Origin of the sequence: Bradyrhizobium sp. Cp5.3 (assembly GCF_000426265.1) — a bacterium.
Lineage (GTDB): Bacteria > Pseudomonadota > Alphaproteobacteria > Rhizobiales > Xanthobacteraceae > Bradyrhizobium > Bradyrhizobium neotropicale.
Map to the genome: position 1 here is coordinate 227,427 of NZ_AUFA01000009.1, position 15,681 is coordinate 243,107.

Annotated in this window: 15 protein-coding genes; 9 read left to right on the forward strand and 6 right to left on the reverse strand. The window is 64.9% G+C overall.

What is annotated here, in order from left to right; translation table 11 throughout:
* Window positions 1-4: 4 nt before the first annotated feature.
* The gene (locus K289_RS0115065) at window positions 5-775 is read right to left on the reverse strand and encodes a hypothetical protein (protein ID WP_027552289.1); all 771 of its coding nucleotides are present in this window, start codon (window positions 773-775) and stop codon (window positions 5-7) included.
* A gap of 138 nt (window positions 776-913) precedes the next feature.
* Entirely contained in the window at window positions 914-2,458 is a 1,545-nt protein-coding gene (locus tag K289_RS0115070) for a sodium:proton antiporter (protein WP_027552290.1), read from the reverse strand.
* Between the two features lie 103 nt (window positions 2,459-2,561).
* Here K289_RS0115070 and K289_RS0115075 point away from each other — a divergent pair, with 103 nt between their 5' ends.
* From K289_RS0115075 to K289_RS0115100, 6 genes are all read left to right on the forward strand, one after another.
* A complete protein-coding gene (locus tag K289_RS0115075; RefSeq protein ID WP_027552291.1) occupies window positions 2,562-3,329 on the forward strand; it encodes a tetratricopeptide repeat protein in 768 nt (255 codons plus the stop codon).
* A 250-nt stretch (window positions 3,330-3,579) separates the two neighbouring features.
* Window positions 3,580-4,980, forward strand: a complete 1,401-nt coding sequence (locus K289_RS0115080; protein WP_027552292.1) for a tetratricopeptide repeat protein — start codon at window positions 3,580-3,582, stop codon at window positions 4,978-4,980.
* Window positions 4,981-5,295: 315 nt separating this feature from the next.
* On the forward strand, window positions 5,296-7,206 hold the full coding sequence (locus K289_RS0115085) for a propionyl-CoA synthetase (protein ID WP_027552293.1): 1,911 nt from the start codon (window positions 5,296-5,298) through the stop codon (window positions 7,204-7,206).
* A 227-nt stretch (window positions 7,207-7,433) separates the two neighbouring features.
* Window positions 7,434-7,694, forward strand: coding sequence for a hypothetical protein (locus tag K289_RS0115090; protein ID WP_035684761.1), 261 nt, complete (start codon window positions 7,434-7,436; stop codon window positions 7,692-7,694).
* Window positions 7,695-7,719: 25 nt separating this feature from the next.
* Window positions 7,720-7,926: a DUF6494 family protein gene (locus K289_RS0115095; RefSeq protein WP_027552295.1), complete on the forward strand. Its 207-nt coding sequence runs from the start codon at window positions 7,720-7,722 to the stop codon at window positions 7,924-7,926.
* Between the two features lie 202 nt (window positions 7,927-8,128).
* Window positions 8,129-8,875, forward strand: a complete 747-nt coding sequence (locus K289_RS0115100; protein ID WP_027552296.1) for an OmpW family protein — start codon at window positions 8,129-8,131, stop codon at window positions 8,873-8,875.
* A 238-nt stretch (window positions 8,876-9,113) separates the two neighbouring features.
* Here K289_RS0115100 and K289_RS0115105 read toward each other — a convergent pair whose 3' ends face one another.
* Window positions 9,114-9,806 carry a DUF1013 domain-containing protein gene (locus tag K289_RS0115105; protein ID WP_027552297.1) on the reverse strand — a complete coding sequence of 231 codons (693 nt, stop codon included), beginning with the start codon at window positions 9,804-9,806 and terminating at the stop codon, window positions 9,114-9,116.
* Between the two features lie 256 nt (window positions 9,807-10,062).
* Here K289_RS0115105 and ispH point away from each other — a divergent pair, with 256 nt between their 5' ends.
* From ispH to rnhA, 3 genes are read left to right on the forward strand one after another with little or no spacing between them, the layout of a single operon-like run.
* Window positions 10,063-11,031, forward strand: a complete 969-nt coding sequence (gene ispH / locus K289_RS0115110) for a 4-hydroxy-3-methylbut-2-enyl diphosphate reductase (protein ID WP_027552298.1) — start codon at window positions 10,063-10,065, stop codon at window positions 11,029-11,031.
* Window positions 11,032-11,037: 6 nt separating this feature from the next.
* The gene (locus K289_RS0115115; protein ID WP_027552299.1) at window positions 11,038-12,021 is read left to right on the forward strand and encodes a homoserine kinase; all 984 of its coding nucleotides are present in this window, start codon (window positions 11,038-11,040) and stop codon (window positions 12,019-12,021) included.
* Window positions 12,018-12,482 carry a ribonuclease HI gene (gene rnhA / locus K289_RS0115120; RefSeq protein WP_027552300.1) on the forward strand — a complete coding sequence of 155 codons (465 nt, stop codon included), beginning with the start codon at window positions 12,018-12,020 and terminating at the stop codon, window positions 12,480-12,482. The genes K289_RS0115115 and rnhA overlap by 4 nt, the downstream gene beginning before the upstream one ends.
* A 177-nt stretch (window positions 12,483-12,659) precedes the next feature.
* On the opposite strand, the gene K289_RS0115125 is transcribed toward rnhA, so the two are convergent.
* The 3 genes from K289_RS0115125 to K289_RS0115135 all read right to left on the reverse strand — a co-directional run bounded on the left by K289_RS0115125 (window position 12,660) and on the right by K289_RS0115135 (window position 15,512).
* Entirely contained in the window at window positions 12,660-13,145 is a 486-nt protein-coding gene (locus tag K289_RS0115125; RefSeq protein WP_027552301.1) for a peroxiredoxin, read from the reverse strand.
* Window positions 13,146-13,253: 108 nt separating this feature from the next.
* Window positions 13,254-13,808 (reverse strand): DUF924 family protein, encoded by a 555-nt coding sequence (locus tag K289_RS0115130; protein ID WP_027552302.1) that lies wholly within the window; start codon window positions 13,806-13,808, stop codon window positions 13,254-13,256.
* An 18-nt stretch (window positions 13,809-13,826) separates the two neighbouring features.
* The gene (locus tag K289_RS0115135) at window positions 13,827-15,512 is read right to left on the reverse strand and encodes a long-chain fatty acid--CoA ligase (RefSeq protein ID WP_027552303.1); all 1,686 of its coding nucleotides are present in this window, start codon (window positions 15,510-15,512) and stop codon (window positions 13,827-13,829) included.
* Window positions 15,513-15,681: the final 169 nt, after the last annotated feature.

A 15,681-nucleotide genomic window follows, 5' to 3' on the forward strand; every position in this document is an offset into this window, starting at 1 on the left:
GTGCCTATTGCGCCAGCGCCAGGATCCCGCCGGCAAACCAGTGCCAGGCAGCGGTCTCGCTGACCGGCCAGTTCAAGATCTTCACCGCCAGCAGCGCAAGCGTGCCGTAGATATAGACCGGATGCACGCGGCCCTCGGTGCGCCAGTCTCGCACCATGGCGACGACGAGCAGTAGCGAGGCGACGACCGCCGGCGCGATGGTAACCGGCACCGGCGGCGGGCCGGGCGGTCCGGGCGGTGCAAGGAAGGTGAGGAACCAGCGCGCGATCGCGGCATCGAGGATCGAGACCGCGGCGAGCAGCATCAGGCGCTTGTGAATCTCGGGTTTGCGCGTGTTCATGATCGCAAGCACGAAGACCACGGCGAAGAACGCGATACCGCTCATCGGCACGATCGAGAAGGCGATGCCGGCCTCTCGCTGGCCCAGCGCGGCCGCGTGCTGCATCACATGCACGGAGGCGAGGAAGCCGAAAATCGTCATCGCGGTTGCAAGCGAGACGCCGGCGATGCCGAGCGAGCGGTGATTGACGACGCGGCCTGAGGCCGCGAGCCAGGTCTGGAGCACGAAATAGAGCGACCAGGTGAAGAACAAGAGGCCGTGGAAGTGAATCACCGGACTTGCGGTGAAGGTCCGGTGAGCGAGCGGCAGCCAATAGGTCGGAGCGAAGCCGAGAAAGGCAGTGGCCGCGCAGGCCAGGGCCATGTGGACGTAAAAATACCGCGCAGGCGACGCAACACGCGCGCGGACGCGACGATCATCAAGCAGGGTTGTCATCAGAAATGAGTCTGAGGGCAGTGCGTTTGGTTCAATGACGGATTTGCGATGTCGTGCTCACCGCTCGCCTCGCTCTCCGATGTCGTCCCGGCCTTCGCCGGGAAGACGCCGTGTTTTGTGGGGCGCCATCGAGCGAATTCATCCCCCCGCGCTCAATTCCGCGCGATCGAGCTCCTCCTCGATCCGGTGGAACGCGTCGTCGCCGATCACCTCGGTGGCGCGGAGGTCGAAGATCGATTTTCGCGCCGCCTCGATGGCGCGCAGGCGCAGCGGATCGGCGGGCAAGCGGCCGTCGGCGATGCCGCCGTCGGGATCGTTCTCGGCCTGCATCAGGATCGCGCGGTATTCGAGCCGCAGGATCTCCGCCTCCTCCGAGGGATCGTCGTCGATCGCATCGAGCGCGGCGCGATAGGCAACCGCGCGGGCGCGCGCGACCTCCACGCCGACGGGATCGTCGTCCTTCAGACCGAAGGCCAGGATCAGCGGCCGCAGCGTCAGGCCCTGCACGACCAGCGAGCCCAGCACCACCGCAAAGGCGATGAAGACGATGAAGTCGCGATGGGGAAAGTTTTCCGGCAGCGCGAAGGCGGTGGCGAGCGTGACGAGGCCGCGCATGCCGCACCAGGAGATGATGAGGCCGCCCTTGGGCGAGGCGACCGCCTTCGGATCCTTCGGATGATACAGCCCATGCGTGATCAGCACGCGCAGCGTCGTGCGATAGAACGTCACCCAGGCGAGCCGCACCAGGATCACCGTGAGCAGGATCCAGGCCGCCGCCACGCAATATTCCCAGCGCACGTCCTGATTGAGCCGCGACCAGATCGGACGCATCTGCATGCCGATCAGCATGAAGGCGAGCACGTTGAGCACGAACACCATCGTCTCCCACACCGCATAGGACGGCACCCGCAGCCGCGCCGGTATCCGCGCCGGCGCCGTGCGCGCGATCGTGATGGCGTAGACCACGATGGTGAGGATGCCGGACAGCCCGAGATGCTCGGCAGTGATCCAGATCAAGAAGGTGGTGGCAAACTGGACGATGATCGCGCTCGGCGCCTCGGTGACGCGCTCCAGGAACAACGGGATGATGCGGGCCACGAGGAGACCGGCGAGGACGCTGCCGACCAGCCCCAGCGCAATCGTCGGCGCGACCTGGCTCCACTTCAGATGCTCGATGGCGACCGCGCCGACCGCGATGCGATAGATCAGGAGCGCGCTCGCGTCATTGAGCAGGCTTTCACCCTCCAGCACCTTCACCATACGGTGGGGCAGCTTCACCTGGCTCAGGATCGCGACCGCGGCCGCGGCATCCGGCGGCGCCACGATCGCGCCGAGCGCAATTGCGGCGGCCCAGGGCATGTCCGGCACCAGCCGGTGCGCAACATATGCCACGCCGACCGTGGTCAGGCCGACTGCGGCGACGACCAGGGTCGAGACGGGAACCCAGTTTTTGCGGAGGTCGCGCAGCGAGGTGTCGTAGGCGGCATCCAGCAATACCGGTGCGACAAAAAGCGCCAAAGCCAGGTCAGGCTCCAGTGTCCAGGACGGGCTGTTCGGCACGAAGGCGATCAGCGCGCCGCCGATGGCGAGAAAGGTCGGGTAGGGGACCTTGATCCGCCGCGCGGCCGCCGATAATGCAACGGCGCCGAGCAGCAGCGCGATGACCCATTCGAATGTCGACACGACGAAGCCCCGAGACAGTTTGAGCGACGCTACAGGCTAGCATCAATCCGGCCGTATAATGGACAATACGGCGACAAGGCGAGACATTCCGATCACGAAGACGATGCGCGCTTGCGTTCTGATTCAATGGCTCGGTGCCGCCGCGTTGTTCGGCGCACTGTCTGTCGGTCCGGCCCATGCCGCCACCGGCGGCGAGCCGGTTGCCGTCACGCCGGTCGATATCGCGCCGTGCCTGGCTGCGGCGGCCGCCGATGACGTGGACAAGGCAACGTCGGCCTGCGCTGATGTGATCGACAACGAGAAGACGGCCAAGCCGGACCTCGTCAAGGCGCTTGCAGCGCGGGCCGCACTCTATGCGCGCCACGACCAGATCGACCGCGCGATCGCCGACGACAGCCGCGCATTGCAGCTCGATCCCACGCTCGCCGACATCTTCAATGCGCGCGGCGAGCTGTGGCTGAAGAAGGGCGACCGGCCCAAGGCCGTGCACGATTTCGGTGCGGCGCTGAAGCTCGATCCGAACCACGAGAAGGCCAAGGCCAATCACAAGGCGATCGCCCGCGAGCTCGAGCGCATCGGGGCGCAGATGGCGGTCGCCGGCAAGCCCAGCTTCAACTGCGCCCGCGTTCGCCGTGCCGTCGAGAAGGCGATCTGCGCCAATCGCGAGCTCGCCGATCTCGACCGCGAGATCTACGCCTTGAACGCGCGCGTCATCCGCGAAGCGCGTGGCCCGACGGAGGCCAAGGTGCTCCAGCGCGAGCAAGACGAGTTCATCGCCCGCCGCAACGCCGAGTTTGGCCGGCCGGGTTATGACCTGAAGAAAGCGATGCAGGACCGGCTGCAACGGCTGAACGGGGTGGATGGGTATTGAGGATGTCTTCGCCTCTCCCCGCGTGCGGGGAGAGGCCGGAATTTGCGAGAGCAAATTCCGGGTGAGGGGGAGTCTCCGCGATTCCAGCTCTCACCGTCCCCGCGGAGGCTCCCCCTCACCCCACCCTCTCGCCGTAGGCGGGGAGAGGGAGTGCGAAGGGCGATCCGCCCCTCACGGGAGGTCGCGGCTTGAACCGAACCCTGCGTCACCGCGACAATGGTGTGAAAACCTGATGTCACGGAGCTTTCTCATGTGCGGCACGCAGTCTTCCGCGCAAATGCCCTCTCTTGCGACGCGCACACTGCGCGCCTGCTTCCTCGGCGCGGCCATGAGCCTTCTCCTTGCTGGTCCTGTCGCCGCGGCCGACGGGGAAACAGGTGTCAACTGCGCGTCCGGCAGCAAGGCCGAGCCGACCGACCTGATTTCCGCCTGCAGCACCATCATCGACCAGACCGCAAATCCAAATGCCGATCGCGCCGCGGCGCTCGTCGTTCGTGCCGACGCCAACGCTCGAACCTCCGGCGGTCAGACCGCAGCACTGCGGGACCTCGACCGCGCCATCGCGCTCGACGGCAGGAATGCGCGTGCCTGGCGTTCGCGCGGCGACCTCCTGCGCCGCGCCGGTGGTGATCTCAACCGTGCCGCTTCCGACCTCAGCAAGGCGATCGAGTTCGATCCGCAGGATGCCGAAGCCTATGAGCTACGCGGCGTCGTCTACATCAATCAGCGCCGGCTTGACCGTGCGCTCGCCGATTTCGACCAGGCGATCGAGCTCAAGCCGGACTACGCGCAGGCCTGGTCCGACCGTGGCGTGACCTTCCATCTCGGCGGCGACAACGAGAAGGCAATCAAGGATTTCGACGAGGCGCTGCGGCTCGATCCGAAGCGGCCGCGCACCTACACCAATCGCGGGAATGCCTACAAGCAGCTCGGGCAGCTCGACAAGTCGGTCTCCGACGACAGCGAGGCGATCAAGCTCGATCCGAAGGTGCCGGAATATTACGACAACCGCGGCCTCTCGCTCGCCGCGATGGGCGAGTACGACAAGGCGATCGCCGATTACGACCAGGCGCTGCGCCTCGCACAGCGGCCGAACTTCTTCACCAACCGCGGCGATTCCTACCAGCTCAAGGGCGAGCTTGGCGCTGCGCTGAGCGACTACGAGGCTGCGCTGAAACTCGATCCGAATTTCGCGCAGACCTATAACAACCGCGCAGTGCTCTACAAGAAGATGGGCGAGCGCAGGAAGGCGCTGGCCGATTACGAGACCGCGCTGCGGCTCGATCCCGGCAACGAGAACGCCGCCGGCGGCCGCCGCACCATGATGGCGGAGATCGCAAAATTCGGCGACGAGTCGGAACGCCCCCTGGCCACGAATTCCGGCAACGGGCCGTCGTTCGATTGCGCGACGGCGAGGCGCGAGGTCGAGAAGGTGATCTGCGCCGATCCGCAGCTCGGGGTGCTCGACCGCCAGATCGCCGAGACCTATGAGCGCGTGCTGAAGGCGGCGAATAAGCGCTCGGCGAATGACCTGCGCAAGAGCCAGCGCGACTTCCTCGCCATCCGCAACGCCAGCTTCGGCCGTCCGGGGTATGATCTGAGAAAGGTCATGCAGGATCGCCTGCAGCGCCTGAACGCGATGGAGAGCTGACGAGCGTTCGACGGTCGCGCTCTTCGCCTCTCCCGCCTGCGGGGAGAGGCCGGAACCTGCCTAGCAAATTCCGGGTGAGGGGACCTTCCGCGAGTCCAGCTTTCATCGTGATTGCGGATGCAGCCCCTCGCCCCGACCCTTTCCCCGTAAGAACGGGGAGAGGGAGACAGTACACCCTCCTTTTCAGCTTGAACCGCGGCCCGTTCCCGGGAAAATACCCGTCAAACAAGGCTGGCACTTGATCCGGGTCATGGCGGGACGGCTGTCCTGTCACAAGGTCGAGGCCAGGCAAATAAAGGGAACGGGAGCGCGGGTATGAACGTCCAGGGTAAGAGCAGGTATCACGAGGTGTATGCGCGCTCGCTCGCCGATCCCGAGGGGTTTTGGGCCGAGGCTGCCAGGGAGATCGACTGGATCGAGGCTCCGAAAAAGATCTTCGATGCCACCCAGGGGACCTATGGCCGCTGGTTCACCGGCGGCATCGTCAACACCTGCTACAACGCGCTCGACCGTCACGTCGAACGCGGCCGCGCCGACCAGGTCGCGCTGATCCATGATTCGCCGCTGACGGGCAGCACCAGGAAATTCACCTATGCCGAGCTGCTCGCCGAGGTACAGGCGCTCGCCGCCATCATGCAGGATTTCGGCGTCGCAAAGGGCGAACGCGTCCTCCTCTATATGCCGATGGTGCCGGAGGCCGTGGTGGCGACGCTCGCCTGCGCCCGTATCGGCGCGGTCCACAGCGTGGTGTTCGGCGGCTTTGCGGCCAAGGAACTCGCCACCCGCATCGATGATGCCCAGCCCAAGCTGATCCTGTCGGCAAGCTGCGGGATCGAGCCCGGTCGCATCGTGCAGTACAAGCCGCTGCTCGACGAGGCGATCAGGCTTGCCAGCAGCAAGCCGAAGGCGTGCATCATCCTGCAACGTCCCCAGCTCATTTGCGATCTGACGCCGGGGCGCGACTACGACTGGGCGAGCCTGCGCCGCAAGGCGATCAATGACGGCAAGCGCGCGCCTTGCGTGCCGGTCGCCGCCACCGATCCGCTCTATATCCTCTACACTTCGGGCACGACGGGCATTCCCAAGGGCGTCGTGCGCGACAATGGCGGCCATCTCGTCGCGGTGAAATGGTCGATGTTCAACCTCTACGGCGTCAAGCCCGGCGAGGTCTGGTGGTGCGGTTCCGACATCGGCTGGGTCGTCGGGCACAGCTACATCATTTACGGGCCGCTGCTGCACGGTGCGACTTCGATCATGTATGAGGGCAAGCCGGTCGGCACGCCCGATGCCGGCGCGTTCTGGCGCGTGATCTCGGAGCACAAGGCGGTGGCCTTCTTCACCGCGCCGACCGCGTTTCGCGCGATCAAGAAGGAGGATCCGGAGGGGAGGTTCATCCGGCAGTACGACCTCTCCAAATTCCGCACGCTGTTCCTCGCCGGCGAGCGCGCCGATCCGCCGACGGTCGAATGGGCCGAAGCGCAGCTGAAGGTGCCGGTGATCGATCACTGGTGGCAGACCGAGACCGGTTGGTGCATCGCCGGCAATCCGGTGGGCCTCGGCATGCTGCCGGTGAAGCACGGCTCGCCGACCGTGCCGATGCCGGGCTACCAGGTCGACGTGGTGGATGAAGCGGCCAAGCCCGTCGACGCCAACACCATGGGTTCGATCGTCATCAAGCTGCCGATGCCGCCGGGCTGCCTGCCAACGCTGTGGAATCAGGACGAGCGGTTCAAGGAGGCCTATCTCACCGAATTCCCCGGCTACTACAAAACCTCCGATGCTGGCTACAAGGATGAGGACGGCTACGTCTGGGTCATGGGCCGCACCGACGACATCATCAATGTCGCCGGCCATCGCCTCTCGACCGGCGGCATGGAAGAGATTTTGGCCTCGCACCAGGATGTCGCCGAATGCGCCGTGCTCGGCATCAAGGATGCAATCAAGGGCGAGGTGCCCTGCGGCTTCCTGGTGCTCAAGGCGGGCGTGAAACGGCCGCCTGCCGAGATCGAGAAGGAGATCGTCGCACTGGTGCGCGACAAGCTCGGCCCCGTGGCCGCCTTCAAGCTCGCCATCACCGTCGGCCGCCTGCCGAAGACACGCTCGGGCAAGATCCTGCGCGGCACCATCAAGAAGATCGCCGACGGCGAGCCCTGGGCGATGCCGGCCACGATCGAGGACCCCAAGGTGCTCGACGAGATCGGGGACGCGTTGAAGGGGAGGGTGTGAAGTTTGACCTGTCATTCCGGGCCGCGCTTGCGCGGTCCCGTCGCATCGCCCCGGAATGACAACCTCACGGGGCTTGAATAGGCCGCATTTTTCCGCTCAACCCTCATCCTGAGAAGCGCGCTTAGCGCGCGTCTCGAAGGATGAAAGGCCCCGCTGCTGCATCCGGGCCTGCATGGTTCGAGACGCCCGCTGCGCGGGCTCCTCACCATGAGGATGAAAGGCCTGCCATGAATTCGAAGCCGTTTCTTGCGATTGTGTTTGCGGGCCTCATTCTCTCCGCGTGCTCGGCACGCTACCAGACGCCGGTGGCGATGGGGGGTGACGACGACGATGCGGTCTGCCAGAGCCGCGGCTACGCGTCCGGTTCGCCCGAATACGTCGCCTGCCGCAAGGATCGCGACGTCCAGCGCAACGCCGCCACCGCCCGCGCCGACCGCCGCCAGCGCGACCTCGGCGAGTACATGCTGAACCACCCGGAACGGCCGTGAGCCGCCCCGGTCGACGGAGGCCGTCATGAACGAAGACCAGTTCAACACCAGCCTGCGTAAATTTCTGAAGCAAGTCGGTGTCACCTCGCAGCGCGAGATCGAGAAGGCCGTGCGCGACGCGATCGCGGCGGGCCGGATCACGGGCCATGAGAAGCTCAACGCGAAGATGGTGCTGACGATCGACAGCGTCGGACTCGTCCACGAGGTCGACGACACGATCGAGCTGGGCTGATTTGCCGTTCGCGCGAGCCGCACGTTGACGGCTCCCGCGCCATTCGCTCGCATTCGCGTTCATCGTGACGCATCTGCAACGCCGCGGCCAAATTGTGGCGCGCGTCGCCTGATTTGATCGGGATCAAATCCTTCTCCATCCCCTTTCTGCTCTGACGCGCATGTCGCGCAACGAAGCGCGGACATGGCTGAAGGGCAATGCAATGCAAAGTACGATAAGAAACCTGGCGCGGCTCGCGACGCTTGGTGTGGTGGTTGCGGGGACTTTTGTGTCGGCGGAAGCCGCCGACCTGCCGGTCTACAAGAAGGCGCCGCCGCCGGTGGAAGCCGTCAATCCCTGGATGATCCGCCTGCGCGCGCTCGGTGTCCTGCCGGATGCCGGCGGCAGCAGCGTCAATGTCGCGGGCGTTCCGTCGCTTTCCTCGCCGAATTCGGGTCTGTCGATCAGCGACCAGGTCGTACCCGAACTGGACATCAGCTATTTCTTCACGAACAACATCGCGGCCGAACTGATCCTCGGCGTGACGCGTCATTCGATCACCGGCACCGGTTCGCTCGCCAGCCTGCCGATCGGCAAGACGACGCTGCTGCCGCCAACGCTGACGCTGCAATATCACTTCGACAATTTCGGCGCGTTCAAGCCCTATGTCGGCGCCGGCGTGAATTACACCGTGTTCTTCAACAACTCGGCCGCCAATGTGCCGGCGGCCATCGCCGGGCCCCCCGCGATCGTCGCCACCACCACAGGCCTGCATGTCAGCAACCAGTGGGGCGCGGCCGTGCAGTTCGGCTTCGATTACATGCTCGATCGCCACTGGGGCCTCAACGTCGACGTGAAGAAGCTCTGGCTGCGGCCGGACTACACCGCGACGGTCTCTGGGCTGCCGGTGAGCGGCACGGCGCATATCGACCCGTGGCTGGTCGGTGGTGGTGTGACGTATAAGTTCTGAGGTTGGGAGAGGGCACGGTGCTTCCCCAACGTCGTCCTGGCGGGCGTACCGAACGACGAATCTTCGCCAAACTACTCCCTGGGGTAATCGCGACGAGCGCAAGCGCTCGCGCGGAGGTCCTGGCTTTCGCCAGGACGACCCCGGAGGGCGTGGCGTGCTCCGTCGTTCAGCAGCTGACAAAACAAAAACGCGGCGGGGTGCCCGCCGCGTTCAAATCGATCGAAGAGAGACTTGAGGACTACTCCTCCTCGTCCTGCTTCTTGCCGCCGAGCGTCTTGAGCTTGGCGAACACGGCGTCGACGTTGAGGTCGTCGCTCGATTTCTCGGAGGGCTCGAACTCGTCCTTGCGGGTGGTCTCGGAGGCGGGCAGCAGCGTGGCGCCGCCATAGGCTGCGTCGATCGGCTTTTCCTTGGCCGCGCGCTGCACCTCGAAATCGAGCTCGATCTGCGAGCAGAGGCCGAGCGTGACGGGGTCGATCGGCGTCAGCCCGGCGGTGTTCCAGTGGGTGCGGTCGCGCACGCTGGCGATCGTGCTCTTGGTCGTGCCGACAAGGCGCATGATCTGGGCGTCCTTGAGCTCGGCGTGGTTGCGCAGCAGCCAGAGGATCGCGCTCGGGCGCTCATGGCGGCGCGACACCGGGGTATAGCGCGGGCCCTTGCGCTTGGGCTGGGGTGGCAGCACCACCTTGCTCTCCTGGAGGCGGAGGCGGTAGTCGGGATTCTTCTCGCCCTTCTCGATCTCCTCGCGGGTCAGCTGGCCGTTGGAAAGGGGATCCATGCCCTTGATGCCCTGGGCGGCGTCGCCGTCGGCGATCGCGCGCACCTCGAGGGGGTGCATCTTGGTGAAATCGGCGACCTGGTCGAAAGTCAGCGCCGTGTTATCGAGCAGCCAGACGGCAGTCGCCTTGGGCATCAGAGGTGCGTTGCTCATGGCAAATCTCCTTTGTGCTTCGCCCACCCCTTTGGAGGCGAAACCGGTGGTCATCAGCGATGACGGGAATTAACCCCTATATAAGCCGCCGGGGGGCAATTACGCAATGGTTCTGCTATAGATAGTGCCTTGACAGCGCCCGAAAGGGGGCCCAAGTCCCTGTAAAGTCCGAGCAGACCGTACCTAAGCCCTATTCAATCCATCGACCGCGCCCCGGCCTTTTGCCCGAGGGGTGATTCGGTCCCGAGATCGCTTCATGTCAGCCAAACCAGACCTCAAGATCGTGCTTTGTTCTCCCCGCGGCTTCTGTGCGGGCGTGGTGCGGGCCATCGACACCGTGGAACGGGCGCTCGATAAGTACGGCGCCCCGGTCTATGTTCGCCACGAGATTGTGCACAACAAGTATGTCGTCGACGGGTTGAAGAAGAAGGGCGCCATTTTCGTCGAGGAACTGGCTGAAATCCCGGAAAACACCACCGCGCCGGTGGTGTTCTCGGCCCATGGCGTGCCGAAGTCGGTTCCTGCCGACGCCCAGTCCCGCAACCTGTTCTCGCTGGACGCGACCTGCCCGCTGGTGACGAAGGTCCACCGCGAGGCCGCGATCCACTTCAAGCGTGGCCGCGAGATCTTCCTGATCGGGCATTCCCATCACCCCGAGGTGGTCGGCACGCTTGGCCAGCTTCCGCCCGGCGCCGTGACCCTGATCGAGACCGCCGAGGACGCCAAGACCATTACACCGAAGGACCCGAACAACATCGCCTTCGTGACCCAGACCACGTTGTCGATTGACGACACCGCGGAGATCGTGGCGCTGCTCAAGGAGCGCTTCCCGAACATCAACGGGCCGCACAAGGAAGACATCTGCTACGCCACCACTAACCGCCAGCTCGCAGTGAAGAAGGTGGCGCCGGTGGTGGATGCGCTGATCGTGGTCGGTGCGCCGAACTCGTCGAACTCGCAGCGCCTGCGCGAGGTCGCCGAGCGCGAAGGCTGCAAGGTCGCCGTGCTGGCGCAGCGCGCCGCCGACATCGACTGGACCAAGTTCGGCAACATCACGAGCCTCGGCATCACCGCGGGCGCATCCGCGCCTGAAGTGATAGTCGAGGAGATCATGGACGCCTTCGCCGAGCGCTATACGCTGCATGTGGAGACGGTCTCGGCCGCGGAAGAGAACGAGTTCTTCCCGCTGCCGCGCTCGGTGCGCCCCGAAGCTGCTGCCGAGTAGCTCTTTATGGCGGTCTACACCGACGTCGCCGCCGACGAGCTTGCGGAATTCTTGAATCAGTACGATCTCGGCGAATTGCTCTCCTACAAGGGCATCGCCGAGGGCGTCGAAAACTCCAACTTCCTGCTGCATACCAGCCAAGCCTCGTTCATCCTCACGCTCTACGAGAAGCGCGTGGCGAAGAACGATCTGCCGTTCTTCCTCGCGCTGATGACGCATCTCGCCGAGCACGGCATCAACTGTCCGCTGCCGGTGAAGGGCAGGGACGGCGAAGCGCTGCGCGAGCTCGCAGGGCGGCCCGCGGCGATCATCACCTTTCTCGAGGGCGTCTGGCCGCGCAAGCCGAACGCCGCGCATTGCGCCGGTGTTGGCGAGGTGCTGGCGAAGATGCATCTGGCCGGCGCCAACTTCGCGGTTCGGCGCGCCAATGCGCTCTCCGTCTCCGGCTGGCGCCCGTTGTTCGATCAGGCCGCGGTCCGTGCCGACGAGGTGCAGCCGGGCCTGCGTGCGTTTCTCGCCGCCGAGCTCGACCATCTCGAGAGCGGCGTCTGGCCGACGCAGCTGCCGGAGGGCGTGATCCACGCCGACCTGTTCAACGACAACGTCTTCTTTCTCGGCGACCAGCTCTCGGGGATCATCGACTTCACCTTCGCCTGCAACGATATGCTGGCCTATGACATCGCGATCTGCCTGAACGCCTGGTGCTTCGAGGCCGATCACTCGTTCAACGTCACCAAGGCGCGCGCCTTCCTGAATGCTTACGGTCGCGTGCGAAAGCTGACCGAGGCGGAAGAGGCCGCGCTGCCGCTTCTGGCGCGCGGCGCCGCGATCCGCTTCCTGCTGACGCGGCTGGTCGACTGGCTCAACGTGCCGCCCGGTGCGCTGGTGCGCCCCAAGGATCCCCTGGAATATGTCCGCAAGCTGCGCTTCCACCAGAGCGTCTCGAGCGTGCGCGACTACGGGCTGATGCCGTCAGGACTCGTCGCGTGAGCGAACTTCCCAACGTCACCATCTACACGGACGGCGCGTGCTCGGGAAATCCCGGGCCCGGCGGCTGGGGCGCGATCCTGAAGTTCGGCGACAAGGAGAAGGAGCTGAACGGCGGCGAGCGCCACACCACCAACAACCAGATGGAGCTGATGGCGGCGATCTCGGCACTCGAAGCGCTGAAGAAGCCGTGCACGGTCGATCTCTACACCGACAGCCAGTATGTCCGGCAGGGCATCACCGGCTGGATCCATGGCTGGAAGCGCAACGGATGGCGCACCGCCGACAAGAAGCCGGTCAAGAATGTCGAGCTATGGCAGCGCTTGGATGCCGCGCTGAAGCAGCACGAGGTGCGCTGGCACTGGGTCAAGGGCCACGCCGGCCACCCCGAGAACGAGCGCGCGGATCAGCTTGCACGTGACGGGATCGCGAAGGCGAGGTTGCAGCAGAGGGTGGCGGAGTAGGTCTTCATCGCCACCATGTCTTCATGCGTCATCGCCCGGCTTGACCGGGCGATCCAGTAGACCGCGGCGGCGTTGTGATCTCGAAGCCTCTGGAATACTGGATCGCCCGCTCCAGTGCGCAATTGCGCACAAGGCGGGCGATGACCGTCGTAAACGTAGCGCGAGGCTCGTCTCGCCTTACAGTTGCCCCAGCAGCGTATCGCCGCCGGACACCTCGACCTTGCCGGGCATCGCTTCGAGGTTCAGCTTCTTGACCACGCCATCCTCGATCAGCATCGAGTAGCGCTTGGAGCGGATGCCGAGGCCGTTGGCGGAGGCATCGAGCTCCATGCCGATCGCCTTGGTGAAGTCGGCATTGCCGTCGGCGAGGAAGGTCGCCTCGTCGCGCTGATCGGTGTCGCGCTTCCAGGCGTTCATCACGAAGGCGTCGTTGACGGATACGATCGCGATGGTGTCGACGCCCTTGTCCTTCAAGGCGTAGGCGTTGAGGAAGATGCTCGGCAGATGCATCTTGTGGCAGGTGCCGGTGTAGGCGCCGGGCACCGCGAACAGCGCCACCTTCTTGCCCTTGAAAATATCGTCGGTGCTTTTCACTTGCGGGCCTTCCGCCGTCATCACGCGGAATTTCGCCTCGGGCAGCTTGTCGCCAATCTGGATCGCCATCGTCAGTCTCCCTGGAAATCGGTTCCGCTTTGTAGACCGGGCGGCCGGGCCGCACAATATTTCCAATGTGCCTGGCGGCGAAGGTTGCGGCCTTTCACCGTGATGTCATCAGCCGGCAAAGCCGCCACTGTCGAGGAACGCCTGCTCCTCCTCCGTGGTCTTTCGCCCCAGGACGTGGTTGCGGTGGGGGAAGCGGCCGAAGCGGCGGATGATGTCGGCGTGCTCCTCGGCGTATTTCAGGTTCTCGCTGTCCTCGATTTTCCGGAACAGCTCAACGCAATGCTGCTGGTCGGGGAGATGCTCGGAATGCATGAAGGGCAGATAGAGAAATTCGAGCAGGATCGGATCAATCCGCTTGTCCACGCCGCGGGCGAGCGCGCTGCGGGCCACCTCGCGCGCCAGCGCGTCGCTGGAAAACGTCATGGGGTCGTCGCGGAACATGTTGCGGGGAAACTGGTCGAGCACGATGACGAGCGCCAGCGCACCATCGTCGGTCGCCTCCCAGGTTGCCAGCTCGCCGGCGGCGGCCTTCCGCCATAGATCCAGAAAGCGGCGCCTGACTTCCGTGTCAAACACGTCGTCGCGCTTGTACCAGCGGTCGTAGCCGGCTTCGCGCCAAAAGGCGAGAATGCCGGCCGGTCCGATGTCGGCCACTTCAATCATGGACTAAAGCGGCGCGATTTACGCCGCCTCCGCCTTCTTCTCGTCGCGCAACTGCCGGCGCAGGATCTTGCCGACATTGGTCTTCGGCAGGTCGGTCCGGAATTCGATGTGCTTGGGCACCTTGTAGCCGGTGAGCTGCTCCTGGCAGAACCTGATGACGTCTTCCGCCGTGAGGTTCGGGTCCTTCTTCACCACGAAGGCCTTCACCGCCTCGCCCGATTTGGAATCGGGGATGCCGATCACGGCGCATTCGAGCACGCCCGGATGGCTCGCGATCACTTCCTCGATCTCGTTCGGATAGACGTTGAAGCCCGATACCAGGATCATGTCCTTCTTGCGGTCGACGATCTTGGTGTAGCCCTTCTCGTCCATCACGCCGATGTCGCCGGTGCGGAAGTAGCCGTCGGCCGTCATCACCTTGGCGGTCTCCTCCGGCCTGTTCCAGTAGCCCGTCATCACCTGCGGGCCCTTGGCGCAGATCTCGCCGGGCTGGCCAAGCGGCAATTCGTTGCCGTCGTCGTCGCGGATCGAGAGCCAGGTCGAGGGCACGGGGATGCCGATCGAGCCGGAGAACTCGGTCGTGGTCGCCGGATTGCAGGTGAGGGTCGGCGAGGTCTCCGACAGGCCGTAGCCTTCGGCGATGAAGCAGCCGGTCACAGCCCGCCACTGCTCGGCGACCGGGCGTTGCACCGCCATGCCGCCGCCGTTGGAGATCTTCAACTTGGAGAAGTCGAGCTTCTTGAAGTCGGGATGATGCATCAACCCGTTGTAGAGCGTGTTCACGGCCGGGAAGCTGTTGACCTGGTACTTCGCCAGCTCCTTCACGAAGCCCGCGATGTCGCGCGGGTTGGGGATCAGGAGGTTGCAGCCGCCGGCGCGCACCGCGAGCAGGTAACAGGCCGTCAGCGCGAAGATGTGATAGAGCGGCAGTGCGCAGACGATCAGGAGCTGCTCGATGTGCGGCGGTGCGTTGAGCGCCGGCTGGAGCCAGGCGTCGTTTTGCAACACGTTGGCGACGATGTTGCGGTGAAGCAGGGTGGCGCCCTTGGAGACGCCGGTGGTGCCGCCGGTATATTGCAGGAAGGCGACGTCGCCGGGCGACAGTTTTGGCTTGTTGAACGTGATGCTACGGCCGGCCGCAAGCGCCTCGTTGAAGGGCACCGCGCCCGGCAGCGACCAGGCCGGCACCATCTTCTTCACGCGGCGGACGACGAGATTGACGATCACGCCCTTGAAGCCGAGCAGGTCGCCCATACTGGCGACGACGACGTGCTTCACCGCCGTCTTGGCGATCACCTGTTGGACGGTGTGGGCGAAATTCTCGAGCACGATGATGGCTTCGGCGCCGGAATCCTTGAGCTGGTGCTCGAGCTCGCGCGGCGTGTAGAGCGGGTTGACGTTGACCACCGCAAAGCCGGCGCGCAGCACGGCGGCGGTCGCGATCGGATATTGCAGCACGTTCGGCATCATGATCGCGACGCGTGCCCCGCGCTGCAGGCCGCGGCCCTGCAGGTAAGCCGCAAGCGCCAGCGACATCTGATCGAGGTCGCGGTAGCTGATCGCCTTGTCCATGCAGATGAAGGCCTTGCGGTCGGCGAACTTGGTGAAGCTCTCCTCCAGCAGGTCGACCAGCGATGCGTATTGCGTCGGCTCGATATCAGCGGGCACGCCGGGCGGATATTGCTTGAGCCAGATACGCTCCATGGAAACTCCCCTCCTTCAGAGCCCGTTGTGTCTCGGGCTTGCCTCGTTGCCGGCAGTATCGAGCCTGCCGGAACCGGTGGCAAGCCGTTGAGGCTTAGGGCAAAGGGCGGGGGGAGGCTACTGGAATCGTCGCAAGCCGCGCTGTCGCACCTGCGAAGTGCCGACGCAG

Bases quoted from the DNA above. Each gene is read 5' to 3' on its own strand.
- K289_RS0115065 (WP_027552289.1), bottom strand. From the start codon at position 775: ATGACAACCCTGCTTGATGATCGTCGCGTCCGCGCGCGTGTTGCGTCG.
- K289_RS0115075 (WP_027552291.1), top strand. From the start codon at position 2,562: ATGCGCGCTTGCGTTCTGATTCAATGGCTCGGTGCCGCCGCGTTGTTC.
- K289_RS0115080 (WP_027552292.1), top strand. From the start codon at position 3,580: ATGTGCGGCACGCAGTCTTCCGCGCAAATGCCCTCTCTTGCGACGCGC.
- K289_RS0115085 (WP_027552293.1), top strand. From the start codon at position 5,296: ATGAACGTCCAGGGTAAGAGCAGGTATCACGAGGTGTATGCGCGCTCG.
- K289_RS0115090 (WP_035684761.1), top strand. From the start codon at position 7,434: ATGAATTCGAAGCCGTTTCTTGCGATTGTGTTTGCGGGCCTCATTCTC.
- K289_RS0115095 (WP_027552295.1), top strand. From the start codon at position 7,720: ATGAACGAAGACCAGTTCAACACCAGCCTGCGTAAATTTCTGAAGCAA.
- K289_RS0115100 (WP_027552296.1), top strand. From the start codon at position 8,129: ATGCAAAGTACGATAAGAAACCTGGCGCGGCTCGCGACGCTTGGTGTG.
- K289_RS0115105 (WP_027552297.1), bottom strand. From the start codon at position 9,806: ATGAGCAACGCACCTCTGATGCCCAAGGCGACTGCCGTCTGGCTGCTC.
- ispH (WP_027552298.1), top strand. From the start codon at position 10,063: ATGTCAGCCAAACCAGACCTCAAGATCGTGCTTTGTTCTCCCCGCGGC.
- K289_RS0115115 (WP_027552299.1), top strand. From the start codon at position 11,038: ATGGCGGTCTACACCGACGTCGCCGCCGACGAGCTTGCGGAATTCTTG.
- K289_RS0115125 (WP_027552301.1), bottom strand. From the start codon at position 13,145: ATGGCGATCCAGATTGGCGACAAGCTGCCCGAGGCGAAATTCCGCGTG.
- K289_RS0115130 (WP_027552302.1), bottom strand. From the start codon at position 13,808: ATGATTGAAGTGGCCGACATCGGACCGGCCGGCATTCTCGCCTTTTGG.
- K289_RS0115135 (WP_027552303.1), bottom strand. From the start codon at position 15,512: ATGGAGCGTATCTGGCTCAAGCAATATCCGCCCGGCGTGCCCGCTGAT.